At 61.9% G+C, this 22,818-nt stretch carries 24 protein-coding genes and 1 pseudogene; 10 read left to right on the forward strand and 15 right to left on the reverse strand.

Going from position 1 to position 22,818, the window contains the following annotated elements; all coding sequences use genetic code 11:
• Positions 1-34: 34 nt before the first annotated feature.
• Complete coding sequence (locus tag ACO06X_RS04595; RefSeq protein WP_421838717.1) at positions 35-1,051, forward strand: IS110 family transposase; 1,017 nt, start codon at positions 35-37, stop codon at positions 1,049-1,051.
• 128 nt (positions 1,052-1,179) lie between these two features.
• On the opposite strand, the gene mobF is transcribed toward ACO06X_RS04595, so the two are convergent.
• Positions 1,180-3,939 carry a MobF family relaxase gene (mobF, locus tag ACO06X_RS04600; protein WP_421838804.1) on the reverse strand — a complete coding sequence of 920 codons (2,760 nt, stop codon included), beginning with the start codon at positions 3,937-3,939 and terminating at the stop codon, positions 1,180-1,182.
• A gap of 33 nt (positions 3,940-3,972) precedes the next feature.
• Positions 3,973-6,342, reverse strand: a complete 2,370-nt coding sequence (locus tag ACO06X_RS04605; protein WP_421839853.1) for a type IV secretion system DNA-binding domain-containing protein — start codon at positions 6,340-6,342, stop codon at positions 3,973-3,975.
• A gap of 798 nt (positions 6,343-7,140) precedes the next feature.
• Between ACO06X_RS04605 and ACO06X_RS04610 the strand changes: the two are divergent.
• Positions 7,141-7,251 (forward strand): annotated as a pseudogene (locus ACO06X_RS04610) (type IV secretion system DNA-binding domain-containing protein); the annotation flags it as partial.
• A 108-nt stretch (positions 7,252-7,359) separates the two neighbouring features.
• Here ACO06X_RS04610 and ACO06X_RS04615 read toward each other — a convergent pair.
• The 5 genes from ACO06X_RS04615 to istA form a co-directional block, all read right to left on the reverse strand.
• On the reverse strand, positions 7,360-7,596 hold the full coding sequence (locus tag ACO06X_RS04615; RefSeq protein ID WP_421838805.1) for a thioredoxin family protein: 237 nt from the start codon (positions 7,594-7,596) through the stop codon (positions 7,360-7,362).
• A 15-nt stretch (positions 7,597-7,611) separates the two neighbouring features.
• Positions 7,612-8,592 (reverse strand): permease, encoded by a 981-nt coding sequence (locus ACO06X_RS04620; protein ID WP_421838806.1) that lies wholly within the window; start codon positions 8,590-8,592, stop codon positions 7,612-7,614.
• A gap of 76 nt (positions 8,593-8,668) precedes the next feature.
• Positions 8,669-9,031, reverse strand: coding sequence for an ArsR/SmtB family transcription factor (locus ACO06X_RS04625; protein WP_421838807.1), 363 nt, complete (start codon positions 9,029-9,031; stop codon positions 8,669-8,671).
• A gap of 248 nt (positions 9,032-9,279) precedes the next feature.
• The gene (gene istB, locus ACO06X_RS04630) at positions 9,280-10,059 is read right to left on the reverse strand and encodes an IS21-like element helper ATPase IstB (RefSeq protein WP_421839854.1); all 780 of its coding nucleotides are present in this window, start codon (positions 10,057-10,059) and stop codon (positions 9,280-9,282) included.
• Positions 10,049-11,575, reverse strand: coding sequence for an IS21 family transposase (gene istA / locus ACO06X_RS04635; protein ID WP_421836316.1), 1,527 nt, complete (start codon positions 11,573-11,575; stop codon positions 10,049-10,051). Before istA ends, istB begins: the two co-directional genes overlap by 11 nt.
• Between istA and ACO06X_RS04640 the strand changes: the two genes are divergently transcribed.
• Both ACO06X_RS04640 and ACO06X_RS04645 read left to right on the forward strand, forming a co-directional pair.
• Entirely contained in the window at positions 11,574-12,050 is a 477-nt protein-coding gene (locus tag ACO06X_RS04640) for a hypothetical protein (RefSeq protein WP_421838808.1), read from the forward strand. The two genes, istA and ACO06X_RS04640, sit on opposite strands and share 2 nt — an antisense overlap.
• 19 nt (positions 12,051-12,069) lie before the next feature.
• The gene (locus tag ACO06X_RS04645; RefSeq protein ID WP_421838809.1) at positions 12,070-12,534 is read left to right on the forward strand and encodes a hypothetical protein; all 465 of its coding nucleotides are present in this window, start codon (positions 12,070-12,072) and stop codon (positions 12,532-12,534) included.
• 180 nt (positions 12,535-12,714) lie between these two features.
• Here ACO06X_RS04645 and ACO06X_RS04650 read toward each other — a convergent pair whose 3' ends face one another.
• On the reverse strand, positions 12,715-14,271 hold the full coding sequence (locus tag ACO06X_RS04650; RefSeq protein ID WP_421838810.1) for a DHA2 family efflux MFS transporter permease subunit: 1,557 nt from the start codon (positions 14,269-14,271) through the stop codon (positions 12,715-12,717).
• 242 nt (positions 14,272-14,513) lie between these two features.
• On the opposite strand from ACO06X_RS04650, the gene ACO06X_RS04655 reads away from it, so the two are divergent.
• Together ACO06X_RS04655 and ACO06X_RS04660 are read left to right on the forward strand one after the other, a co-directional pair.
• The gene (locus ACO06X_RS04655) at positions 14,514-15,443 is read left to right on the forward strand and encodes a type III polyketide synthase (protein WP_421838811.1); all 930 of its coding nucleotides are present in this window, start codon (positions 14,514-14,516) and stop codon (positions 15,441-15,443) included.
• Positions 15,440-15,934 carry an isoprenylcysteine carboxyl methyltransferase family protein gene (locus ACO06X_RS04660; protein WP_421838812.1) on the forward strand — a complete coding sequence of 165 codons (495 nt, stop codon included), beginning with the start codon at positions 15,440-15,442 and terminating at the stop codon, positions 15,932-15,934. The genes ACO06X_RS04655 and ACO06X_RS04660 overlap by 4 nt, the downstream gene beginning before the upstream one ends.
• A gap of 4 nt (positions 15,935-15,938) precedes the next feature.
• Here ACO06X_RS04660 and ACO06X_RS04665 read toward each other — a convergent pair whose 3' ends face one another.
• The gene (locus tag ACO06X_RS04665) at positions 15,939-16,301 is read right to left on the reverse strand and encodes a hypothetical protein (RefSeq protein WP_421838813.1); all 363 of its coding nucleotides are present in this window, start codon (positions 16,299-16,301) and stop codon (positions 15,939-15,941) included.
• Between the two features lie 243 nt (positions 16,302-16,544).
• Here ACO06X_RS04665 and gntA point away from each other — a divergent pair, with 243 nt between their 5' ends.
• The 4 genes from gntA (at position 16,545) to ACO06X_RS04685 (ending at position 19,898) form a co-directional block, all read left to right on the forward strand.
• Positions 16,545-17,228, forward strand: a complete 684-nt coding sequence (gntA, locus tag ACO06X_RS04670; protein WP_421838814.1) for a guanitoxin biosynthesis heme-dependent pre-guanitoxin N-hydroxylase GntA — start codon at positions 16,545-16,547, stop codon at positions 17,226-17,228.
• Positions 17,225-17,812 carry a DUF1989 domain-containing protein gene (locus ACO06X_RS04675; RefSeq protein WP_421838815.1) on the forward strand — a complete coding sequence of 196 codons (588 nt, stop codon included), beginning with the start codon at positions 17,225-17,227 and terminating at the stop codon, positions 17,810-17,812. Before gntA ends, ACO06X_RS04675 begins: the two co-directional genes overlap by 4 nt.
• A 186-nt stretch (positions 17,813-17,998) precedes the next feature.
• Positions 17,999-19,213 (forward strand): L,D-transpeptidase family protein, encoded by a 1,215-nt coding sequence (locus ACO06X_RS04680; protein WP_421838816.1) that lies wholly within the window; start codon positions 17,999-18,001, stop codon positions 19,211-19,213.
• Complete coding sequence (locus ACO06X_RS04685; protein WP_421838817.1) at positions 19,182-19,898, forward strand: M23 family metallopeptidase; 717 nt, start codon at positions 19,182-19,184, stop codon at positions 19,896-19,898. The genes ACO06X_RS04680 and ACO06X_RS04685 overlap by 32 nt, the downstream gene beginning before the upstream one ends.
• On the opposite strand, the gene ACO06X_RS04690 is transcribed toward ACO06X_RS04685, so the two are convergent.
• The 6 genes from ACO06X_RS04690 to ACO06X_RS04715 form a co-directional block, all read right to left on the reverse strand.
• Positions 19,805-20,248: a PAS domain S-box protein gene (locus ACO06X_RS04690; protein WP_421838818.1), complete on the reverse strand. Its 444-nt coding sequence runs from the start codon at positions 20,246-20,248 to the stop codon at positions 19,805-19,807. The two genes, ACO06X_RS04685 and ACO06X_RS04690, sit on opposite strands and share 94 nt — an antisense overlap.
• A 172-nt stretch (positions 20,249-20,420) precedes the next feature.
• A complete protein-coding gene (locus tag ACO06X_RS04695) occupies positions 20,421-20,957 on the reverse strand; it encodes a nuclear transport factor 2 family protein (RefSeq protein WP_421838819.1) in 537 nt (178 codons plus the stop codon).
• 74 nt (positions 20,958-21,031) lie between these two features.
• Positions 21,032-21,238 carry a hypothetical protein gene (locus tag ACO06X_RS04700; protein ID WP_421838820.1) on the reverse strand — a complete coding sequence of 69 codons (207 nt, stop codon included), beginning with the start codon at positions 21,236-21,238 and terminating at the stop codon, positions 21,032-21,034.
• A gap of 37 nt (positions 21,239-21,275) precedes the next feature.
• A complete protein-coding gene (locus tag ACO06X_RS04705) occupies positions 21,276-21,857 on the reverse strand; it encodes an isochorismatase family protein (protein WP_421838821.1) in 582 nt (193 codons plus the stop codon).
• 90 nt (positions 21,858-21,947) lie between these two features.
• Positions 21,948-22,427 (reverse strand): SRPBCC family protein, encoded by a 480-nt coding sequence (locus tag ACO06X_RS04710; protein WP_421838822.1) that lies wholly within the window; start codon positions 22,425-22,427, stop codon positions 21,948-21,950.
• Between the two features lie 31 nt (positions 22,428-22,458).
• Positions 22,459-22,770 (reverse strand): 2Fe-2S iron-sulfur cluster-binding protein, encoded by a 312-nt coding sequence (locus tag ACO06X_RS04715; RefSeq protein WP_421838823.1) that lies wholly within the window; start codon positions 22,768-22,770, stop codon positions 22,459-22,461.
• Positions 22,771-22,818 lie beyond the last annotated feature (48 nt).

The following is a 22,818-nucleotide window of genomic DNA, read 5'->3' on the forward strand; positions in this document are numbered from 1 at the left end:
TGGTCGTTGTAGGTCCACGTCTAGGAGTCGTTCCATGGAGCAGGAGGTTGTCACCGTCGGATTGGATCTGGCGAAGAATGTGTTTCAGGTTCACGCCATCGCTGCCGATGGCGCAGTGCTGATCCGGCGTAAGCTGCGCAGGACCGAGGTTAGTCGGTTCTTCGCGGAATTGTCGCCTTGCCTGGTCGGCATGGAAGCCTGCGCGTCGGCGCATCACTGGGCACGCGAGTTGATGGCGATTGGCCATGAGGTGCGCCTCATGCCGCCAGCCTATGTTAAGCCGTATGTGAAGCGCGGGAAGACCGATGCAGCAGATGCCGAAGCGATCTGCGAAGCGGTAACCCGGCCGACGATGCGTTTTGTCGCAGTGAAGTCGGTCGAGCAGCAAGCGGTCCTCATGCTTCACAAAAGTCGCGACCTGATGGTTCGGCAGCGCACCATGCTGATCAACGCGCTCCGCGGCCACCTAGCTGAGTACGGCATCGTGACGGGTCTCGGCGCCGGCGGCGTAGTGGCTTCCCTGAAGGCGCTGCACGAGGAGCAGGGCAGGCTTCCCGCTTACGCGCGTTCGGCCCTTCATGGCATTGCCGCTCAGCTGAGGGCCCTCGCGAGCGAGATCGATCGGCTTGAGGCGCAAATCCTTGATTGGCACCGTAACGACGAGACAAGCCGCAGGCTGGCCACGATCCCGGGGATCGGCCCGATCACAGCTTCGGCTATAGCGGCTGCGGTGCCCGACGCATCTCTGTTCCGATCAGGTCGTCAGTTCGCCGCCTGGCTTGGGCTCACACCTCGTGCGAACAGCTCGGGCGGCAAGGAGCGGCTCGGCGGAATAACCAAACAGGGTGATGGCTATCTTCGCCGGCTTCTGGTCGTCGGTTCGACTGCTGTTATGCGAATGACGCGCAAGAATCCGGCTCGCCAACCCTGGATGGCGGGCCTGCTCGAGCGCAAGCCCACGAAGATCGCAACAGTGGCGCTGGCCAACAAAACGGCACGGATTGCCTGGGCTGTGATGACGCGGAAGGAGGTCTACGCCGCCACCGCATAAGGAGATCTCCGTCACTCGATAATCGCGTGATGGGATGCGTTGGAGCAGCTTAGTAGTGATGACGAACCGGTCAGACCGGGGGTTGGTGAAACCCAGGGGGTCACAGCGCTTCGAGCGCGATGACGTGATTAGGGAGCCAGCCTGCGGACTTCATCAGGGCCAGCAGCCATGCGGTGCTGCGCGAACAGGCCGAACACATGGATGCACCCGACCGAAGTCATCAATGCCGAAAAGCTCTTGCGCCGCGGAGGTCGTCCACACATGAGCCCCTGCGCCATATGGGCATTGAGCGCATAAGCCAGATCAAGCCGCTTCAGCATCGGATCGCTGGCCGGCAGATCATGCGCAATGCCCGTCGAGGTCACCAGCGATACTGTATCCCGGCCGATCGCGGTGATACGCGCCTGGTCGGCATTGATGAGCCCTCGTCTGTGGTCGGTCTCAGTCCAGCGAATGCGGTCTCCTGCATGGAGGTCCAGGCGCTTGACTTCGAACAGCCGTAGCGGATCGTAGTCACCATTGGGACGAAGGCGATCGACCTTCAGCACTGTGTGCTTCCCGCCTGCATCCTCCAAGGTCACCGACCCCCGCTGCCGGTCACTCTCGATGACCGTGTATGTCCCCTTCCCTAGCTTTTGCGCCCGATTGTCGCGGTCGAATACGGCGACCATCCCCGGGCGATAGCTGGATGCATAGCGCAGCTCCTCGCGCGTTGTGTTGACGCGTGAGAGCACGTCCAGCCTCAGTACCGTCTGACCCAGTTCGCCATTGGCCTTTAGCCCGGTCTGAACAGCGGCATTGACCTCGCTGCGCAGAGCACGGCCAGAGGCATAGATCGCAGTTCGCTCGCGCTCGACAGGCGCAAGCGAGAGCCACGCCGCCGCCGCCTCGATCGCTGCCCCTTCACCGACCTCGACGACATTCTTGCCGAGGTGCCGTAGCGCGTCATCGATCCGCCCGCCCTGAGCTGCCTGCTGCGCAGCACGCAAGGCCTTGGTGCGGGCGCGGATGTTGGCATCCATCGTCGCTGTTTCGATGCCGGAGCGCTGCATGACATCGAAGGGCTTACCCGCATCGACTGCACCCAGTTGCTTGCGGTCGCCGATGCTGGCGAACCGGTCGACACCGAGAAGATTGGCGAGAAGGACCAGTTTTTCCTTGTCGGCGTTGCCGACCATCGAGGCCTCGTCGAGCAGGTTCACGGCGCCTTTCATATCCGCCCGGGCCTCGGCGAGACGGGCTGGATCACCACCCTCCAGCAGGTCCTGATGGCGGCGCAGAAACCGCGCGACGGTCATCGACGGGATGCCGGTGTCGCGCTCGAGCATCTGCACCAGAGTGTTCTGCACGGCGAGGCCCAGCACCACCCTGCCCTCCTCGCGCAGGATGTCGGCCACAGGCTTGAGCACCGTACTCTTGCCGGCGCCGGCGACGCCCTGAATCGCAACAATCCGGTTGGTCGAACCCAGCAGCAGACGTCCGGCAGCCTCCTGCCCGGCATTGAGCTTGATGCCATACCGCATCTGCGAGAGGCTCTGCAGCCGCGCACCGGCCGCATCGGCGGTGATGATCGGCGATGCCTTCCCCCTGCCCTCATCCACGGCGGCCACGATGCGCTGCTCGGATGCGACCGCGTCTTTCGTGGTCAGCATGCCCTGGCTGACCCCGGCACCGCGTTGCAGCGCGCCCTGCCGGACCAGCTGCTGCACCCGCTGCTCGATCGCCGGCAAGGCTGCGGGAAGGCCAAAACCCAGCGCTGCGCGGTAGAGATCGACTTTCAAGAACGCCGCTTCGCGCTCGGCGAGATGCCGCACCGCAGACGCCACAGCGTGGGCTGCCGCGACCTGTTCGGGCGACCGCTTGGCGAGATCCTGAGGCATCAGCGGATCGCCTTCCCTGAGCCCAAAGCGCTCGGCGAGTGCGGCCGCAAGGTCCTGCGCCCTGATAACGGTCCCGCGCACGATCGAGGTCAGCTTGCCGACCTCGCCAAGGCCCTGCGCCGCGCGCGCATTCGCCCTCGCCATGACAGCAGAAGGATCGAAGCCGATGGATTTTGCCTTTTCCTTCCAAGCGCTCACCAGCGCGGAACGGTCCTCCACCGTACTCTTTTCCGAGCGGGTCATGAGGTTCGCGGCACTGCGCGCGGCGAGGCTGCGCGAGGCCATCCCCTCCAGTTGGCCGAGGATTTCTGCGCGGCGCGAGCTGAAGGCATCGCGTACGGATTTCGGCACGCCGACCGCTTCGAAGTTGCCGTGCTTGCCGATCTCGCCAACCTCATAGCCGAGGCGCTCGACCGAGATCCGGAAGCGGGCCATCGTCATGGCGTTGAGCAGGGTATTGTGCTCCCACACCTTGTCATTGCGCAGGGCGCGCCATTTGCCGTCCGGACCCTGCGTCGCATTGGCGACCACCGCGTGAATGTGGGCATTAGGTTCCTGATTGCGGTTGGTATCGTGCATGAAGAGGGCGACGGTGAGGTTGCCTGTGGCGACGGCCTTGTCCTTGCCCCTCGCCTCGATCCGGGTCTCGGCAAGGTTGCGTTCGGCCCACGCGAGCGTCTCTTTGACCGCCTCGGTATAGGCCTCAAGGATGCGCCGGTCGCCGCCCACGAGGGCGAGCAGCGACCAGCTCTTGGGCATCGAGAAGGTTAGGTCGGTCCCTGCCCGATGCTCGCGCTTGTCGGTGCCAAGGCGGGTTCCATCGGGCAGAAACCCCTTGAGAATGGCCTCGAAGGTTTTGGCATCGACTTCACCCGACAGCCCCAGCTTGTCCGCGCCCTTACCGAACCATTCGCCCGAACGATCGGCATCAGCGCGGGTGTAGTAGTTGTCGGCGGCAAAATAGCGGGCAGCTCCACCGGCAGTTCGGACATTGGCAACGGACAGCATGGGCAGGGACCTCGATTAGAGGAAGCTGACGCTTCAGATCTCGATGTCGAACTCTCCGACATCGCGAGCCTCGCGAGGTGTATGACGCACCTCAGATGCGTCCCCTTCGAGTGCCATCCGGCGGGGGTCGGTCAGCGCCAGGGGTGCTTCTGAAAGGGGCTGATCTGATTGCGCCGGATTGGTGTCAGTTGCCGACGACCTGCCATAGATTGGCGCCGACTTGTCCGGCAGTTCACTGTCGCCACTGGCCTTCGCAGCTTCCGGGCTGGTACCGCGGGTCGGCACAGACCCTGCACCTTGAACGCCCGCCATCTCGTCTGCCGATTGACCCTCGCGCGGCACACCTGGGCTGGTAGCATCCCCCTTCGCCAGACAGATATCAGCGGCCTGATCCGTCAGACTGCCGCGATGCTGGACGCGCTCGTCACCCTCACCGTTCTCCGGCTCGCGGGGAACAAGCGGCAGCAGACCCTGGCGCGGTTCGAGCCTTCTGCCCGCACCATCATCATTGGATGACGGGTGCTCCTGAGCCGAGGATCCCGTCCAGTCCTCGCCGGTGCTTCCATCAGCCAATTCTCGCGCAATCGGCCGATTCGGGAAGGGATCAGCTGCCCTGCGAATGAACGCTTTCGAACGCATCGGACGGTCGACCGGCGTGAGTTTGACCTCCGCTGCGGGAAAGCCATCGGGAAACTTGAGGTACCCGACAAGGCGAGGCAGGTCCTTGATGTCGTCGGGAAGGAGCAGCCGTTGGATATGCCGCCGCGTGGTCAGGCTGACGGCATCACGGGCATTGTTGAAACCGTAGGTGTAGCCCTCGTCCATGTCCCGCACCTCCCGCTGGCCGATGAAGTCGGAGCACCATGTGGCGGTGTCGGCATCGCCGGTCCCAAGAACGAGTTTGGTTCGGGCGAGCGAGGACAAGGTCATTGCCATGTTGTCGCCGTAGACCTCCTTGAGCTTCGCATAGGCGTGGATGCCGGTGACGATCGCGCCGCCGAAGTTGCGCGCGGTCTGGAGGCCCTTCTCGAGCGCAGGGAGGCGGTGGAGCGCCCCCAGTTCGTCGATGAAGAACCAGATGCGCAGGTCGCGGGTGCGATCGAGGGTCATCAGCGTGTTCATCGCCAGGTCCAGCCAGACGGTGAGGAGCTGCGAGCACACGCTGAGATCGACGTAGCGAGCCGAAATGAAGACGAACCCACCACCGTCATCGGTGCTCTCGATCCATTTGCGCATCGAGAAAGGCTTCCCCTTTCGGGGGAGCATCTTGAGCGCCTTGGCGTTGGCATTGAACACCGCGCGGATCGATTCTGCCATACGCGCGGCCTCTGGCGCGGTTAGGGGATCGGCGATCGTGCCGCGCATGAGCTTGTGCACTTGGGCGAGGTCTGCCGTCATCAGCTCACGCGCAAGAGCGTCGTTGCTGTCGGCGCCGCGGGCGCGAAGCTTGAGGCACATCTCGACGAACAGCAGGCGCGCGGCCAGCACCCAGAATTGCTCGGAGCCGCCCCCATCATGGGGCACCAGCGCCTCGGCAGCGGCCGTGAACTCGGCCTCGTCGCGGCACTCATCGAACACGCTCCAGCGCGGGCAGCGCGCATCGAGCGGATTGAGGATTACGTCGCGCGAGGCATCGTAGAAGTGCTCGATGAAGTGTCCGGTGAGGTCAAAAATCACCGCGCGATGTCCGCGCTCCCGGGCCTCCTCGATCATGTCCGAGAGCGCTACGGTCTTGCCCATGCCGGTGGTGCCGATGAGCATGGCGTGGCTCTGTTCGAGCCGCCAGGGATAGGTCACCCCGGCAATGCTCGAAGGCCGATAGGGGAACGCGCGGGCGAGTTGTGCCGCACTGCAAAAGCGCCACTCGTTGCCGAGCTTCGCGCTCCACTCCTTGCGTTGCTCCGCCTTGTTGTGCCTCCGGATCCGGGTTTCGAGATCGCGGAGACTCGTCAGCTTGGCGCCGCGCTCATGCTGGCGCTCCTTGGCCTTGCCGCCAAACCGCGAGGCGAACCAGACCCACACCACAAACACCGGCACAAGGATCACGGTCGACCAGGCCAGAGCGATGCCGACCAGCTTCAGCAGATGATGCCACGCGTGCACCACCGGCGGGTAGATATCGAGCAGCGAAATGGGAAAGGTCACGTTCCGTCCCCACGCGGTCCTGACGGTCACATCGTGCGCCGGATCGAACTCCATGAAGCGGTAGCCGACGCCGTAGACATGCATCCACGCGAGGTAGACTTCGTGGTCGGACATGCCTTCCGAGACGGTCCACCAGGTTATCCAGCACATAACGATGAGGGAAATGATCAGCGGGCCTTTCAGGCCCGCTGCGAACATGAAGCCGAAGTGCTCGATAAGCTGGCTGCCGCGAGTGAAATTGCCGAGGTCACGCTTCATGGCTGCCTCCCTCGTCGGTCGTTTCAGCGACACCGGCGGCGCGGCAGCGGGCAGCGAAAGCGGTATGCACACGCTCGCGCAAAGCATGATCGCTATGGCCCGCGAGGAGGGCATCAACCCCAACCATGGCGAAGAGCGACTGGCGGTATAGCCGGAGCATGACGCTGCGATCACTGGCGACCGAGAGGTCGTTATCGCAGGCGCGGACAATGACTGTGCGCAGCCATTCGCTGAGCGCGAGCCCGTTGGCAGAAGCTGCTGCGCGGGCACGAGTAGCAAGCTCGTCAGAGACGTAGGCTTGGAGACATTTGGGACGTGACATTCGACAGATTCCTTCAAATGAAGGAGCCTGGTCACTCTGCGAAAGTGATGAGCAGATTACGTTGGCATTTGGAACATGTCAAGAACATTGAAGGCAAGGAACCCTGCCGTCTTTGCCTCCCCGCACTGTAGACTGACGTGCTACGCGGCCCTGTAGGTCAAAGTGACGGAAAAGCACCAAAGGGATCGAAATCACAAATTTTAATCACTATTCTAAATACTTACCGCCAGCGACAAGTCGCGTTCGGTGTGCTTCCGTCAAGAGGGACTGAAGCCTGTTTCCGGTCTTTAGCGCTCATCTTGGAAGTGCCTGAATCTTTGGTATTTCAGGGGGTGCCGCCTGGCCGTGCGGCCATGAGTTTCGCGTCCAATTTTCCGACCAAATCCGGCCTTGTTCCGGAATGGGGAGCAAATAGCCATCAGAAGCAGGGATGCCGCCGGACGAGCAAACCGCTTCCGTTCCAGGCATGATTGTTCACTCCGCGCACTCAGGTGGCCGAACTCGTCTTCCCCGACGACATCTCCAACCTTCCGTCGATGCACGGCTTTGTGAAGTTCCCGGACGGATTTCCGGCAGCCCGGTTGGAAAGACTACAAAGTGCGGGGGCCCAGCCTCGTACGTGTCACGGATAATAGCCCAGCGACAGCCCCATCTGGCCGCCACCGATAATGATAATGTCGTGGGTCTCCAAGCCCTCAGGCCTGAAGCCAGCGCTTGAGGTCATCTTCCTTCGGCAGGCCACCGGCATGAACGACCTTGCCGTCGATCACGATGCCCGGCGTTGAGGCGATGCCGTACTTTGCCATCGCGGCGTAGTCGGTGATCTTCTCGACAGTCGCCGCGATGCCCAGCGCGGCAGCGGCGGCCTTCACCATGTCTTCGGTCGTCTGGCACCGCTTGCAGCCGGGGCCGAGCACTTTGATGTCTTTCATGGGGATTGATCCTTTTTAGGAAAACAGAGCGTTGAACAGGTAACCCACGCCAAGGATGCCGGTGCCAACCACGGCAACAAACACCGCGATCAGTTTGAGGCTCAGCACCTTGCGCAGGATAATCATTTCAGGAAGCGACAGCGCGATCACCGACATCATGAAGGCGAGGACCGTGCCGAGCGCCGCGCCTTTGCCGAGCAGCGCTTCGATCACGGGGATTATTCCGGCGGCATTGGAATACATCGGGATGCCCAGCAGCACGGCGGCGGGCACTGACCACCAGCGATCTGCGCCCATTATACTGGAAAGCAGCTCTGCGGGCACATAGCCGTGGATGAAGGCACCGGCGGCGATACCGGCAATGATCCAATACCAGACCTTGCCGACGATCTCCTTCACTGCATCCCAACCGGCCTCGAACCTGTCGACCCATGTCAGATGCTCGCCTTCCAGATCGACCGTGCCCGCACGAACCTCACGCACCCAGGGTTCGAGCCAGCCTTCCAGATGCAGGCGACCGATCACCCAGCCTGAGATGATCGCGATGGACAGGCCGAAGGCGAGATAGGTCAGCGCCACTTTCCAGCCCACCAGCGCGAACAGCAGGCCCAGCGCGATCTCGTTGACCATGGGCGCGGCGATCAGAAACGAGAAGGTGACGCCGAGCGGCACACCCGCCGAAACGAACCCGACAAACAGCGGCACAGCCGAGCAGGAGCAAAACGGGGTGACAATGCCGAGGTGCGCGGCGGCGATGTTGCCCAGCCCCTCGCGCTTGCCCGCCAGCAGCGCGCGGGTGCGTTCGGGCGAGAAGAAGGTGCGCACCACGCCCATCGCAAACACCACCAGCGTCAGCAGCATCAGCACCTTGGGCGTGTCGAAGAAGAAGAATTCCACCGATGAAGCAAGGTGACTGCCGGGGGCGATCGGCAGCTGTGTAACCAGCCACCGCGCAAAGGGCAGCAGCTGGTTGTAGATTGTGAACCAGAAGGCCACGAAGATGGCGATCCCGGCAAACCAGATGCCTTACGACTTGCGGGCCTGCCCCAGGCTTGAGGCGATGGCATTCATATCAGGCGGCCTTCTTCTGGCGTTGTGCAGCGGGAAGCGCGGGCAGAGCGGATAAGATGGCATCGACAATGGCCACCGATGCCGCCGGGAGATTGGGATTGCGGCGATAGCGCACCCACTGCGCGTCGCGCCGGTCGGTCAGCAGCCCCGCCGCCTTGAGTCGCGCCATATGCCGCGACATGCGGGATTGGGTAGCGCCCAAGCGGTCCATCAGCTCGCAGACACAATGCTCATCGCCATCCCAGATGATGTGCAAAGCGCGCAGGCGCGTTGGTTCCGACAGAGCGGTGAGCAGGTCATTGATGCGCTTATCCATGAACCCTGCATATGCCTTCATCCGCATATGCGCTTTGACGCAGGTCAACAGAGCCTGTCGATTCGACGATTTTCGAAATGTCGATTGACTTGGCAGTTGCGGAAGGTATTTCCATCATTCTCGAAAGGTGGATGTGATGGACGATCTCAACGCACAGGTCTGGGCTGTCGATGCGCTTGGCGCACTGGCTCACGAAACCCGGCTCGCGGTGTGTAGATTTGCGTTGAGAATTGACCCGGGATTTTCATCGAGAATTGACCCGGGTGGAAGTTATGTCCCGCTGTACGGGACGTAGGTCAAGCCGGTGATTTTTCCTTTCTGGATTTGGGGACAGCGGAACTGGCCCTGAAGCGGAAGCTGTCATTTCCTGTTTCGAGGATGTGGCAGTGGTGGGTGAGCCTATCGAGTAGTGCGGTGGTCATCTTGGCATCGCCGAATACCTGGGCCCATTCGCTGAAGCTGAGATTGGTGGTGATGACGACGCTGGTGCGCTCGTAGAGTTTGCTGAGCAGATGGAACAGCAGTGCACCGCCTGATGGACTGAACGGAAGGTAGCCCAGCTCGTCGAGGATGATGAGGTCGAGGCGCAGCAGGCGCTCGGCAAGCTGGCCCGCCTTGTTCATGGCCTTTTCCTGCTCGAGGGCATTGACCAGATCGACTGTGGCAAAGAACCGGACCTTCTTGCGATGATGCTCGGTCGCCTGGACGCCGAGCGCGGTCGCGATGTGACTCTTGCCGGTGCCGGGCCCGCCTATCAGAACGACATTATCGGCACCATCGATGAACTCGCCGCGGTGGAGTTGCCGGACCAGTGCTTCGTTGACCTCGCTGGCGGCAAAGTCGAACCCGGCCAGATCCTTGTAGGCGGGGAACCGGGCTGCCTTGATTTGGTAGGCGATCGAGCGAACCTCGCGTTCGGCCATCTCGGCCTTGAGCAACTGGGAGACGATCGGCACGGCCGCGTCGAAGGCCGGCGCGCCTTGCTCGATAAGGTCGCCGACCGCCTGGGCCATGCCGTACATCTTCAGCGCCTTGAGCATGACAACAACAGCGGCGCTGGCAGGATCATGACGCATGACGCAGCCCTCCATCGCGTAGGGCATCATAGCGCCCGACATTGGCCAGAGGCTCCTGAGCAAGGCGCAGCGCCTGAGGCGCATCTATCGGGGATGCTGGAGGTGCCTTCCCGTCGGTCAGGCGGTGGAGAAGGTTGAGGACGTGGGTCTTGGTGGCAACGCCCGCCTCAAGCGCCAGTTCGACTGCGCAAAGCACCGCCTGCTCGTCATGCTGCAGCACCAGCGCCAGGATCTCGGCCATCTCCCGATCGCCGCCGGGGCGGCGCAGGAGCTGGCTTTGCAGCTGCCTGAAGGCCTCGGGCATCTCGGCGAACGGTGCGCCATTGCGCAGCGCTCCCGGCTTGCGCTGGATCACCGCCAGATAGTGCCTCCAGTCATAGACCGTCCGCCCGCCAGTGTGGTGGGACCGGTCGATGATCCGGGAATGCTCGCACAGGATCTGACCCTCGGCGGCCACGACGATCCGCTCGGGATAAATCCTGACGCTGACCGGCCGGTTGGCGAACGAGGCGGGCACGCTGTAGCGATTGCGCTCAAAGTGCACGAGGCAGATCGGCGATACCCGCTTGGTGTGCTCGACAAATCCGTCAAAGGGCCGCCCCAGCGGCATCAGGCTGTCCACCTCCGCGGCATGAACGTCGGCCACGGTGCCGGGCAAGCCGCCATGCTGGATCTCGCCCCATTGCGTGATGCACTGTTCCTCGAGCCAGGCATTGAGCGCATCGATATCCGGGAAGCTCGGCAGCTGCTGCCACAATCGGCGACGCGCATCCTGCACGTTCTTCTCGACCTGTCCCTTCTCCCACCCCGAGGCTGGGTTGCAGAACTCGGGCTCGAACAGGTAATGGCTGGCCATTGCGGCAAAGCGGGCGTTGACCTGTCGCGCCTTGCCGACACCAATCCGGTCGACTGCAGTCTTCATGTTGTCGAAGATCCCGCGCTGGGGAACGCCGCCAAGCACACGGAACGCTTGGGTCAGCGCGTCGAACAACATCTCGTGGGTCTGCAGCTGATAAGCCCGAACGATGAACGCCTTGCTGTGCGAGAGCTTGGTGTGGGCGGCCTGCAGCTTGACCCGCTCACCACCAAGCACCGCCCAGTCCTCGCTCCAGTCGAACTGGAAGGCTTCACCAGCCTCGAACACCAACGGCACGAACGTGCCGCGCCCGCTGGTCTGGGCATCACGCTGCCGGTCCGCCTTCCAGCCCCGCACAAACGTCGCCACCCGGCCGTAGGATCCTTCATATCCCAAAGCGACGAGGTCGGCGTGCATCTGCTTGGCCGTGCGCTTCTGCTTGCGCGACTTGCCTGCCTCGATCCGCAGCCAACCCGACAGCTTCTCGGCGAACGGGTCCAGCTTGCTCGGCCGCTCGGGAACCTTGAACTTGGGTTCAACTGTCCCGGCACGAAGGTACTTGCGGATCGTGTTGCGCGACAAACCTGTGCGTCGCTCGATCTCCCGGATCGGCATCTCATCACGAAAGTGCCAGCGCCGGATAACGCTCAATAAAGCCATGTCGATCACTCCAATGTCCCCCGACCAGGCAGCCAGGGGGAAGGTCAGAACATGGGTCACTTCTCAGTGGAAATTATGCCCCTCCCGGGTCAATTCTCAGCGCAAATCTACAGTCTGGCGCTGGCTAGAGCGGGAAGCGAAGTATCAGGATGGTGCAAGGACGGCTGCCGACAATAGCAAACATACGCCAGGGCCGTCGCTTGTTGCCGCAAGCCGGCTCAATGGCCTGGCAGTCACTGATCGCGCCGGGGTGCCGCTGGGCAAGTGCGTCGAAGCGTTGATTGACCTCGAAAGCGCCGCGATCAGTTATATTGTCGTGGCATCGCGCAATTCGGTTGGGCTCGACGAGGAATTGCGAGGGGTCGCGCGCGATTCGTGCAACTTCGGGGCCAATGCCATCACCTTCACGCTTGATGCCATTGCTTTCGGGCGAATACCCCTGCTGGCAGACCGCAACTGGCCTGCCCGGCTTTGATGAAACTTGAGGAGAACCCATGATCAACCCATTCACCGCGTGGTCGCGCTTGGTCGCAGCGCAGGCTATCATGGCCGGCTCTTCGATACGCACAGCCGAAACTCTGGCCGCCTCGCTTAGCGTCATCGAAAAGCGCACGGCGACCATGCGTGCGGCGCTAGCCGATCCGCTGATGGCCGATCATGCTGAACTCGGGCGGATGGTGCCCGAGAAGATCACCGCATTCTCGCATGCGGGTGAAGCATTGGCGAGCGGGATGCTGGCGTGGAACCGGGCAGTGCTGACCGAGGCGCAGCATCTTGGCATGATAACATCGCGCGGCCGCGCACCGACACTTGGCGAATGGCTGGAGCTGGCAGCGCGCGCTGCCGAATTCACTGTCGCCGCGTCGGAGCGGACCGCGCGGGTCGGCGCTGATGCGCTCGCGCCCGTGCACGCCATAGCAACGGCAAATGCGCGTCGTCTGAGGCGGAGGCAACGGTAAGCAGACGCCGCGCCGTCGGTGCAGAATCGCCCGGCACCGCATCGTGCCGGGATTGCCGGTCAGCTATGCAACCCACTACAGCCAGGGCCAGGGGCTCCCCTTGGAAATCGCTGTGCTGATCCTGCAACCCTGCCGGCTTTTGCGCCTTATCGACGCCTTGCGGACGCTCCCTGAGCAGCCTTAGAGCCCTACTGGCGTTGGCGGTTTGCGCACGAACAACACAAGCAACACCGCGAGTGCGGTTAGGATCCCGATCATCAACCACGCATCGTTGACCGCGCCGACAAGCGCCGCTTTCTCGACCAGAGGACGCACCATTTCCTGCGCAAATTCGTCTGGTGGTTGGCCGATCTGCTCGAGAAACGCATTGCGGGGAATGCCGATCGCAACTGCGGTGCCGACATCGCCAGATTGCAATTTGGCCACGATGGCGTCAGCATTTGCGGCGCTGCGGCTGAAAATGACAGTGTCGATGAGCACCAGTCCGACCGCGCCGCCCAGGTTCCGCATCAGATTGAACAGTCCGCTGCCGTCGGCAACCAACCGTTCGGAGAGCTGGCCCAGCGCGAGCCGGGTCGGCGGAAGCAGGCAGAACATGATCGCCGCGCCGCGCATGATCTGCGGCACCATCATCTCTGCTGCGTCGGTGGAAAGGGTCTGACGGCTGCTGAGCAGCAAGCCTGCTGCAAAGAGCGCAAACCCGGCGAAGCTCAGCCAGCGCGCATCGACCCGGCGTTCGAGCATCACGGCGACCGGCGCTGCCAGAAGCTGGGCCATGCCCGTGGCCAGCATGATCTCGCCGATCCGCAATGCGCCGTGCTCACGCACCAGCCCCAGAAAAAACGGCATGAGATAAGTCGAGCCGAACAGGCCAATGCCAAGCGCAAAACTGAGCGCACAGCCGATCGCGAAGTTGCGGTCCTGAAAGCATTTAAGCTCAACCAGCGGCCAGGCGGAGCGCAATGTCTTGCCGACAAAGATGGCCGCCCCGATCAGGCTAACGGTCAGAAATCCCAGCACGCGTGGGGCAGTCCAGCCGAGCGCTGGCGCGTCTTTGAGCCCGATTTCGAACGCCGTCAGCGAGACTGCCAGCGCGGCAAGCGCCATCACATCGAAGGCGCGGGGCGTCCGCTGGTCGGCGATCCCGCCGCGCAGCGTTATCGTCGCACCGATGGCCGCAAGGATACCGGGCGCGATGTTGATGCGGAACAACCAGTGCCAAGACCAGCTTTCGGTGATCCACCCGCCGACGATCGGGCCGACGGTGGGCGCAAGTACGGCGGCAACCCCGGCAATGGTCGTCGCCAAGGCCTGCGACCGGGGTGGAAAGAGCAGGAACACGGCTGAAAACACTGCCGGTATCAGGGTACCGCCTGCAAACCCCTGTACGATGCGCCAGGCAATCAAGGTGTCGAAACTCTGGCTCTGCGCGCAGCCCACAGATGCCGCTGTGAACAGACAGACAGCCGCCACAAACAGCCGGCGCATACCCAGCAGTCCGGTGAAATAACCCGTCAGGGGAATGGCCACGATTTCTGCCGTGAGGTATGCGGTCTGCACCCAGACCATCTGATCCGGGGCAATCCCCAGCGCATTGCGGATAGCCGGGAGCGAGGCCGCGACAATCTGGATGTCCAGAATTGCCATGAACATTCCAAGGGACATGATCAGAAAGCCGATCCATGTCTTCACGGAAGCGTACGGCATGTCATCATTGTTCATCTGGAAATAGTCCATGCGGCAACCTTGGCTTATCAAGGGCATTTTATGTTTGTGATCCGCCAAGGAACTAACGTGGCGGAGGTTCGTTCCTACTGCGATCAATAATACCGGTGATCCGGTCAGACAGGACGGACATGACTCGACCGGTAACGCTTCTTGCACTTGCGACGGCCACCCCTGCGCATATCCTGACGCAAGACGTTGCCATCGAAACGGCACGCACACTGCTTGGAGGAAGTTTTCGCGACTTCGAACGCATGACATCGGTTTTTGCCAACGCGGGCATCGCACAGCGCCAGCTTGCCAGGCCGGTCGAATGGTATCTCACCCCGCGCGACTTTACCGAGCGGACCGCAGTGTACCTTGAAGTTGCGCTCGATCTTTTCGTCATGGCAGCAGAGGCCGCGCTCGCCGAAGCCGGGCTTGGTGCCGAAGCGATTGACACGATCGTCACCGTCTCATCAACCGGCATCGCGACACCGAGCCTTGAAGCGCGCGCAATGGCCCGGATGGGCTTTCGCAGCGATGTCGCTCGCGTCCCCGTGTTCGGCTTGGGCTGCGCCGGCGGCGTTACGGGGCTTGGTCTGGCGGCCAAACTGGCCCGCGCCGCGCCGGGTTCGACCATATTGTTCGTGGCCGTGGAACTGTGCAGCCTCGCCTTGCGCACCGACAATGTCGGCAAGGCCGATATCATTGCCACGGCCCTGTTCGGCGACGGTGGTGCCGCCTGTGTCGTCACATCCGGCGATGAAGGGTTTGTGCAGCTTTGCGGGAACGCCGAGAAAACCTGGCCCGAAACGCTCGACATCATGGGCTGGGAGATGGAGTCCAGGGGCATGGGCGTCGTGCTCAATCAAGCCATCCCGGCGTTTACGCGGCGCCATATGCATGAGGCGATGAAGCAATTGCTGGAGCCGCAGGGTCTCCATGTCGGCGATGTCGATCGCTTCATCGTTCATCCAGGCGGGGCCAAGGTGGTCGATGCGATGGAAACTGCCTTGGGGCTCGGCCAGGGTTCGCTGGATCACGAACGCGAGGTCCTGCGGCTGCATGGCAACATGTCTGCGCCGACCGCGCTCTTTGTGCTCGATCGCGCGCGCAACGCAGGCCTTCCGCCGCTTTCAGTGCTCACCGCGCTCGGGCCGGGGTTCACTGCCAGTACGTTGACATTGAAGCGCGCAGCATGAGCCTGCCTTATGCCATCATGGCGCTTGTCACCCTGCAGCGGCTTGCCGAACTGGTGATCGCCGAGCGTAACACGCGCCGGCTGCGCGCGCAGGGGGCCATCGAAATCGGACGCGAGCACTATCCGGCGATGGTCCTGCTCCATGCGTCATGGCTGATCGTCTTGTGGCTGTCGGTGGGCGGAAGGCCGGTAAACCTCGTGCTGCTGGGTATCTTCGTGGTGCTGCAGGCCTTGCGGGTTTGGGTTCTGGCGCCGCTTGGCGCGCGCTGGACCACACGGATCATCGTGCTTCCGGGCCTCCCGCTGGTGACCAACGGTCCTTTCCGGTTTCTGCGGCACCCAAACTATTGCGTAGTGATCGGCGAAATCGCGATCCTGCCTCTCGTTTTCGGGCTCACTTTGGTCGCGATCGCCTTTTCATTCCTGAATGCGGCGATGCTGATCGTGAGAATTCGCAGTGAGTCACAGGCCCTTTACGGGGCAGCCGCTTAGGCCCTCAGCGCCTTATGGCAATCTCGCGTTCGGCCTTTATGCGCAACATGGCCGCATGACAGATGGGTGAGGTTTGCTCGATCTTCGCGATCATGCAAGCCTCCACCCGCTTCCGGCTGAGCGAGTTCATTTCTGCCGGACACAACTGCCTCGCTTCGTGCGCGCACGCCTTCTTGCCGAGGTCCGGTTCGGCATGCGCCGACGCCGCAGTCCCGCCCAAAGCACAAGCGATGAGGATTTTCGCAGCGAAACCAGGCAAATCTGACGTCATTCTGGTCGTCGCCATCAAAAACTCCTGAAAAACGCAGATCTTCGCGAAATGCACCATGTGATCCACCGCCAAGCCGCAACTCGTCATTACCGCCATGGAGCATGAACGGCAGCTTGAGGAGAAAGGTTGCATCAAACCGATTGCCGCCAGCAAATTTTCCCGACGCCTTTCACATGGAACCCCTTCCCATTTCGCCGCCGCCCCCCGCCCCGCGCTGTGGTCAGGGACCTGGGTCCGTGCTGGTCGACCACGATGTTTTGTCGCAAACTCCGGTGGCCGCCGGACCGGCATTCAAGACGCGCCAGCGGAACCTCTGCCCCGCGCTGGCATTACCTAGGCATGCAAAACAGCCTGACAGAAGCATCGCCGGCCGAGCTGGACGCCGAGTTGCGAGCGTTCATTGCCGACCGGAAATTTCCTTGTGTCGGTGCGAAATCGGCAGCCGCGACAGGCGGCCTCGTCACGCTCGTCGCAAGCGACATCAACAGCGCCTCTGATGACGCTGCAATCGTCTGCGCACTAGAGGCGTGGGCGGACAGGCACGGCACGCAGCGGCAGGGGTTATACAGTCTGGCAGTGATCTTTCCAGAAACGCGAGAGATTGATGAAGCTGCGTTCGAGCAGGCGATGTGGGCGCGGCTGCAAGCGCTGGCCGATCTGGATGCCAGATACGGCGAACCCTGTGACCCATTGGTCAGCGCCGATCCGGCAAATCCCGAATTTGCCATAAGCTTTGGCGGCAAAGCCTTTTTCATAGTGGGATTGCATGCCGCCGCAGCGCGTCCTGCCCTCCGGTTTGCATACCCCACCATGATCTTCAATCTCCACGCGCAATTCGAGGAGTTGCGTGAACGGCAGATTTTTGACCGCATGCGTGCGCAGATTATCAAGCGCGATATCGATCTTGCAGGATCGCCCAATCCGATGCTCGCGGGGCACGGCGAACGCAGCGCCGCGCGCCAATACAGTGGGCGTGAGGTCGGCGATGATTGGGTTTGCCCGTTCAGGGACCCTCGGCCATGAACACCTTGCATGTCATCGCACCGCGCAGCGGCACCGCATTCCTGCTGCGGCAGGGGGAGGTTCTCACCGTCATCGATCCGCTCGGCTCCCAGGTCGCAGATTGCGTCGCGTTTGCCGCGGCTGACGTGCGTGAGGTACTCTCAAACGGGCGGACCTTCGATTATGAGGAAACCATCCATTTGACCGCAGGCAACAAGCTCTGGTCAAACCGGTCGAACGTTATGCTGGAGATCATCGCGGATTCGGTCGGCCGACATGACTTCCTGCTGACACCTTGCAGCGAAGCCACGTTCCGCCACTTCTACAAAGACAAACCTGTCCACCCTGGGTGTTTTGGCAATCTCGCCGGGGCGCTTGAACCCTATGGGATAGGAGCGGACGCCCTTCCGGTAGCATTCAACCTGTTCATGAATGTGCCGGTCGACGCCGCCACCGGTCGCCTCAGGCTTCTGCCGCCCACCAGCAAGCCGGGCGATTCCATCCGCCTGCGCGCCGCGATCGACTGCATCATCGGCCTGACTGCCTGTTCGGCCTATGCCTCAAACGGCGGCAGCTTCAAGCCCATACATTACACGATTGCGTGAGGACTGGTGCGATCCTGATCGGCGGACCCCTGCTCGAAAACGGGCGGGACGGTGCGCACCTATTGCGCGGAAGCTGCGGTGATATCGCCTCCACCTGACAGCGTTGTGGAGCAAATACCGCACTTGCGCGTTTGATCTTGAAGTCCACGGTCGCAAAGGCGCGGCCAATGACAAGGAAAAATTCCCTTGCGGTTCGTTGTTTTAAGTTTGCCGCTGCTGGCCTTGAGCGCTTGCAATTTCTGGACCGGCGGCGATCCGAGGGGGGAGGCAACAGGCGTGCCATCCCAGACCGATGCACGAAGCGCCAGGGATGACGCGGGACTGGACCCGCTCGGATCTCGCGATCCGGCACAAGGAGCCAAGGCCGAGCAGCCTCACCCCGATTCCGAACCGCGCCCGATCATGCAGGCGCAAGTCATTCTTGAGCGGCTTGGCTTATCCCCCGGCGTGGTCGACGGCAAGATCGGCCTTTCGACAAGAAATGCTGTTGCAGGCTTTCAACATGCAAGCCGATTGGCCCCGACAGGTTCATTCGACCAATCGACTTTGGCGGCGCTGGGCAAATTTACCAACATCCCCGCAACTCGCGTCGTCAGGATTCCTGCCGATTTCGCGGCAGGGCCATTTCAACAGCTTCCAAAATCGCCCAAGGATCAGGCGAAGATGGCCTCTCTGGATTACGAGACGCTTGATGAAAAACTGGCCGAGCGATTTCATACAACGATCGACACGCTCAAACTGCTAAATCCCAACGGCGTGCCTGCTGGGATCGTCGCATCTGCGCCATCGGCGGCACCTGGCCCAATTCCTGCGCCATCAGCGGCGGGAAGCAATGTGGCAGGGCAGCAGACACCCAGTTCACTATTCCGCGCCGGCCAGCAGCTTCGCGTGCCCAATGTCGGCGCGGACGTGGTCGATCCGGGCGTCGTCAAAGACACGACCTGGGCGCAAACTCTGGTCGGACTTGGCGTTGGCACTGCGCAGCCGAAGGTTGCCAAGGTGGTCGTGAGCAAGTCCAAAGGCACGCTCTCGGCGTTCGATGATGGTGGCAAACTGGCTGCGGTCTATACCGCGACAATGGGATCGACGCATGATCCGCTGCCTCTGGGGCAATGGAAAATCCAAGGCGTGTCCCACAACCCCACGTTTCATTACAATCCTTCGCTGTTCTGGGATGCCAAATCTGGCGACAAGAAGGCGTTGTTGCCGGCGGGGCCGAACGGTCCGGTTGGCGTGGTGTGGATCGATCTCAACATCCCGCACTACGGCATTCACGGCACTCCGCACCCTGAGACGATTGGCCGCGCCGAAAGCCACGGCTGCGTACGGCTGACCAACTGGGACGCTGCGCGACTGGCGCTAATGGTCCATGTCGGAACGGCCGTTTCGTTTGAGGCTTGAGGAGAAGGAGGATGTCGCCAGACCGGCGCCCGGCTACGGGTTCGGCAAACGGCTCAAAACTGCCTTCGCGTCGGCGCTGGTTACATCGCTGTTCTGGGCCGTGTTCCTGCTAATGTATTGGCCGCGCGGCGAAAAAGCAGAATTCACTCCCACTGAAACCCAGCCAGCGCAGGTCCGCAATCAGCCCCTTTCACCGCCACAACCCGGCCAACGTCCAACTTTTGATGCGCAGACGGTTTATGTTCCGCCGCGTGGGGGCTTGAAGCTGCCGGTGCAAGGCGTGACGCCCGATCAATTGGCCGACACTTACGACCAGACCCGCAGCAATGGCACACGCGGGCACGATGCCATCGATATCATGGCGCCGCTCGGCACAGCAGTGTTTGCGGCGGCAGAGGGTACTCTGGTGAAGCTGTTCTTATCCAAAGACGGCGGCAACACCGTTTATGTCCGCTCGCCCGATAGCAAGGCAATCTATTATTACGCACACCTCGACAGCTACGCAGCCGGATTGGTTGAGGGCATGTCCGTCACGCAGGGTCAGGTGCTTGGATTCGTCGGATCGACCGGTGATGCCGACCCCGCTGCGCCTCATCTGCACTTTGCAATCATGGCTTTGGCCCCTGGCGAGGATTGGTGGAAGGGACGCCCCGTCAACCCATATCCCTTTCTCGGCGGTCGCTGAGGGGGTGGGTCGCCGGCGAGAAACGGCTGCATCAGCTCTGCCTCGCGCGCGACATCGTCGGGGTGGGTAACATCCTGCCAGCGCTTTCTCAGCAGATCACACTTGCTCCAGCCGACGATCTCGGAGAACTTGCGGTTGAAGTCCATGTAGTGCCCGCTGTGAATGTCTTTCACAGCAATCCCGAGCGGCGCCGCCTCAATCATGCCCTGAAAGCGTTGTTCCGCCTGCCGACGTCCGCTTTCGGCATCAAGAGCATCGATGGCCAGACTGAATTGCGCGGTCATTTCTCCCAGCAGGGTGCGGGTCTCGTGGTCGAAAAAATTTTCATCGCCCTTGTACAAGGTCAGCACGGCGGTGGGCTTGTCTGTCCGGCGATGAAGACGAGCTTCATGTCACCACTTACAGTCACGACCCGCTTGAAACCGGGATGTTTGAACAGCTCCGACGGATCGAGTTCCTCACGCTCCATGACCTTTTCCCATCCCCAAAACGCATTCGAAGAAATGATCCAGGCTTTCAGAGCTACGTTCGATCGAAAACTCGGGCGGCCGCCTGGTTTTCGGGTGAGAACACCTCGTCTACCAGCGTGAAGGCTTCGTGCGTCTCGCCGATCACCACACCTTGATTGCCATCCACCCACTGGAAGTCGTGTTTGATCTTGGTCAGCAGCCACCGCCCGTCCTGCCAGGCGAGACCGAAGTTGTACCAGCCGTACTGGGTATTGTGGGCGGCACCGGCGTCTGTCGGTCGCCAGTGGCGCGCCGTCATGTAGACGAGTGCCTCGGCGTGCCCCTGCTCAATCTCGATGTTGAAGTTCGAGTAGGTGTGATGGCGGCGTAGTGGGGTCTGAAACGCCTCGGCCCAACGCGTCAGGAGATCGGCATCGACGAGTGCCGGGGCACGACCGGTAAGCCGTTCGAAATCGATCAGCACGCGGTCGGGAAGGCAAGACCGATAGGAAACCCAATCGCCCGTATCGAGCGCACGGCCAAACCGCAGGATGACCTTGGTGACTTCGCGCTCTTGCCAGAGAGTCTCGAGCTTCTCGTCGTTGGTCATGTCGCACCTCGGTGAACCGCCATTGGAAAAAGCTTCAGCATACTGGATTGCCTTCTACCGGCGGATCGGCTTTCTCAGGCCCGGCGGAAGAGCAGCCTCAGCGCACGCCACATCACCTTGAGGGTGAGCAGCTTCCAGGCTTCACGCAGTTCCTGCGGCCCGACGACGACCCGCATGGGGACTTGCCCCATCATCTTGCCCTTGATCTGGATGGACTGGCCGGCGGCTTCGATAGCCTCCACTTCCATCAGCAGAACGCCCTCGGATCCATAGAGTTTCATGGCACCCTCACTCGCAGACCTGCACCGCGAAGTGCGATCAGGCGACAGCGGCCATCATCAACTGGACGATGCGACCACCCTCCTCGGTCGACCAGCTGCCGGTGAGTTCCGCCACGATCTGGTTGGTGGCCGTCAGCATGACGCCCGCCTGCTCCATCCGGCGCAGCGCCATTTCCTCACCAATGGCGCTGGGCGAACCACCTGCATCGGCAACGACCTGAACATTGAATCCTTCCTCGACGAGCGTGAGCGCGGGGAAGATCGTGCAAACGTCGTTGGTTACACCGGCAAGCACGATGTTGCGGCGTCCGGTGTCATGGACTGCAGCGGCAAAGTCGCCATCGTCCATTGCGTTGATGATCCCCATGCGTTGGATCCGTCGGGCATGGGCTTCAGGCGCGATCTCGACCAGTTCCTTGATGATCGGGCCCTGGACAAAGGCCTCCATGCTCGATGTCATGACAATGGGCATGCCGAGGATCGTCGCGACCCGGGCGAGCAAGGCCGTGTTCTTGCGAAGTACGTCATGCGCGATCGAATTGACCCAGCCGATCGTACCCTCCTGATGATCGATCAGGACCAGCGCGGCATTGGCGCCATTGAAACGCTGTTCGGACATAGTGGCTCTCCCCTGTTGGCAATCAGGCGCGACGGCCTGTTTTGATTTCAAGCTTTGCAAGCGCGCCGAATGGTGTGTGGCGCTGGTCGATCAGGCGATGGTGCCATCGGCGACCAGCTGACGCGTGCGGGCCAAAGTCGAACGCAAGGCCGCCGCATAACCGCGGTCCTCACTATCGAACACCGCCTGGGCATCCTGCTCGGCCTTGCTGCCCGGCTCGACCCCCGGCATGCCGATCAGACAATAGAAGCTGAGCGCCAACGTGCCGTCCGCATCCTCGATCAGTTCGTTGACGATGACGCCTTCGCGCGGCCCGCGCACCTGATGGAAGGACACCTTGCGCTGCGGGACGAACGAGACGAACTCGCAGATGTCGTTCCCCTGAATCCTGGCTTCGCGAATGATGTAGTCCGGCCCTTCAAGCGTGACATCGCAAGATGTGCATGCGCCGGGCGGAAGAAACAGGCGCGCATCGCGGGCCTTGAGCTCCAACCCTTTCCAGACTTGATCCTTGGTCAGCGGCGTTTCGCCTGCAGGGTTGACCGGCACTGTTGCCGTTGAATAGATCATGGACAAACTCCAATCAAAACAAAAGCATATCTCACGGTATAAAGACCCGTAGTCCATCAAGTTCGGCTGTGACGATGATCTGGCATGTGAGGCGGCTCTGGACCCGCCGCTCTGCAGCCGTCTCGTCGAGCATTTCGTCTTCGATCTCCCGAATGGCCGGGAGCCGATCGAGCCACGCGTTGTCGATGTAGCCGTGGCAAGTCGCGCAGGCGCACTGACCGCCGCAAATGGCATCGATACCGTTGACCCCCGCCTCGATTGCCCCGCGCATCACGCTGATGCCTGTGGCAACGTCTGCGGAGCGCTCGGTGCCGTCCTTTTCGACGTAGGTTATGCGTGCCATCAACGAGGTCCCGGCTACAATCATGGGCTGGCGCCATTGCAAGCGTAG

The sequence above is a fragment of the Novosphingobium sp. genome (assembly GCF_965229225.1).
GTDB lineage: Bacteria > Pseudomonadota > Alphaproteobacteria > Sphingomonadales > Sphingomonadaceae > Novosphingobium.

Coding starts and splice junctions, on each gene's coding strand:
- istB (WP_421839854.1), bottom strand. CDS start 10,059: ATGCGTCATGATCCTGCCAGCGCCGCTGTTGTTGTCATGCTCAAGGCG.
- mobF (WP_421838804.1), bottom strand. CDS start 3,939: ATGCTGTCCGTTGCCAATGTCCGAACTGCCGGTGGAGCTGCCCGCTAT.
- ACO06X_RS04640 (WP_421838808.1), top strand. CDS start 11,574: ATGTCGATCACTCCAATGTCCCCCGACCAGGCAGCCAGGGGGAAGGTC.
- ACO06X_RS04700 (WP_421838820.1), bottom strand. CDS start 21,238: ATGAAACTCTATGGATCCGAGGGCGTTCTGCTGATGGAAGTGGAGGCT.
- ACO06X_RS04685 (WP_421838817.1), top strand. CDS start 19,182: ATGTCGGAACGGCCGTTTCGTTTGAGGCTTGAGGAGAAGGAGGATGTC.
- ACO06X_RS04695 (WP_421838819.1), bottom strand. CDS start 20,957: ATGACCAACGACGAGAAGCTCGAGACTCTCTGGCAAGAGCGCGAAGTC.
- ACO06X_RS04615 (WP_421838805.1), bottom strand. CDS start 7,596: ATGAAAGACATCAAAGTGCTCGGCCCCGGCTGCAAGCGGTGCCAGACG.
- ACO06X_RS04650 (WP_421838810.1), bottom strand. CDS start 14,271: ATGGACTATTTCCAGATGAACAATGATGACATGCCGTACGCTTCCGTG.
- ACO06X_RS04715 (WP_421838823.1), bottom strand. CDS start 22,770: ATGGCACGCATAACCTACGTCGAAAAGGACGGCACCGAGCGCTCCGCA.
- ACO06X_RS04655 (WP_421838811.1), top strand. CDS start 14,514: ATGACATCGGTTTTTGCCAACGCGGGCATCGCACAGCGCCAGCTTGCC.
- ACO06X_RS04710 (WP_421838822.1), bottom strand. CDS start 22,427: ATGATCTATTCAACGGCAACAGTGCCGGTCAACCCTGCAGGCGAAACG.
- ACO06X_RS04645 (WP_421838809.1), top strand. CDS start 12,070: ATGATCAACCCATTCACCGCGTGGTCGCGCTTGGTCGCAGCGCAGGCT.
- ACO06X_RS04675 (WP_421838815.1), top strand. CDS start 17,225: ATGAACACCTTGCATGTCATCGCACCGCGCAGCGGCACCGCATTCCTG.
- istA (WP_421836316.1), bottom strand. CDS start 11,575: ATGGCTTTATTGAGCGTTATCCGGCGCTGGCACTTTCGTGATGAGATG.
- ACO06X_RS04705 (WP_421838821.1), bottom strand. CDS start 21,857: ATGTCCGAACAGCGTTTCAATGGCGCCAATGCCGCGCTGGTCCTGATC.
- ACO06X_RS04595 (WP_421838717.1), top strand. CDS start 35: ATGGAGCAGGAGGTTGTCACCGTCGGATTGGATCTGGCGAAGAATGTG.
- gntA (WP_421838814.1), top strand. CDS start 16,545: ATGCAAAACAGCCTGACAGAAGCATCGCCGGCCGAGCTGGACGCCGAG.
- ACO06X_RS04605 (WP_421839853.1), bottom strand. CDS start 6,342: ATGAAGCGTGACCTCGGCAATTTCACTCGCGGCAGCCAGCTTATCGAG.
- ACO06X_RS04665 (WP_421838813.1), bottom strand. CDS start 16,301: ATGGCGGTAATGACGAGTTGCGGCTTGGCGGTGGATCACATGGTGCAT.
- ACO06X_RS04660 (WP_421838812.1), top strand. CDS start 15,440: ATGAGCCTGCCTTATGCCATCATGGCGCTTGTCACCCTGCAGCGGCTT.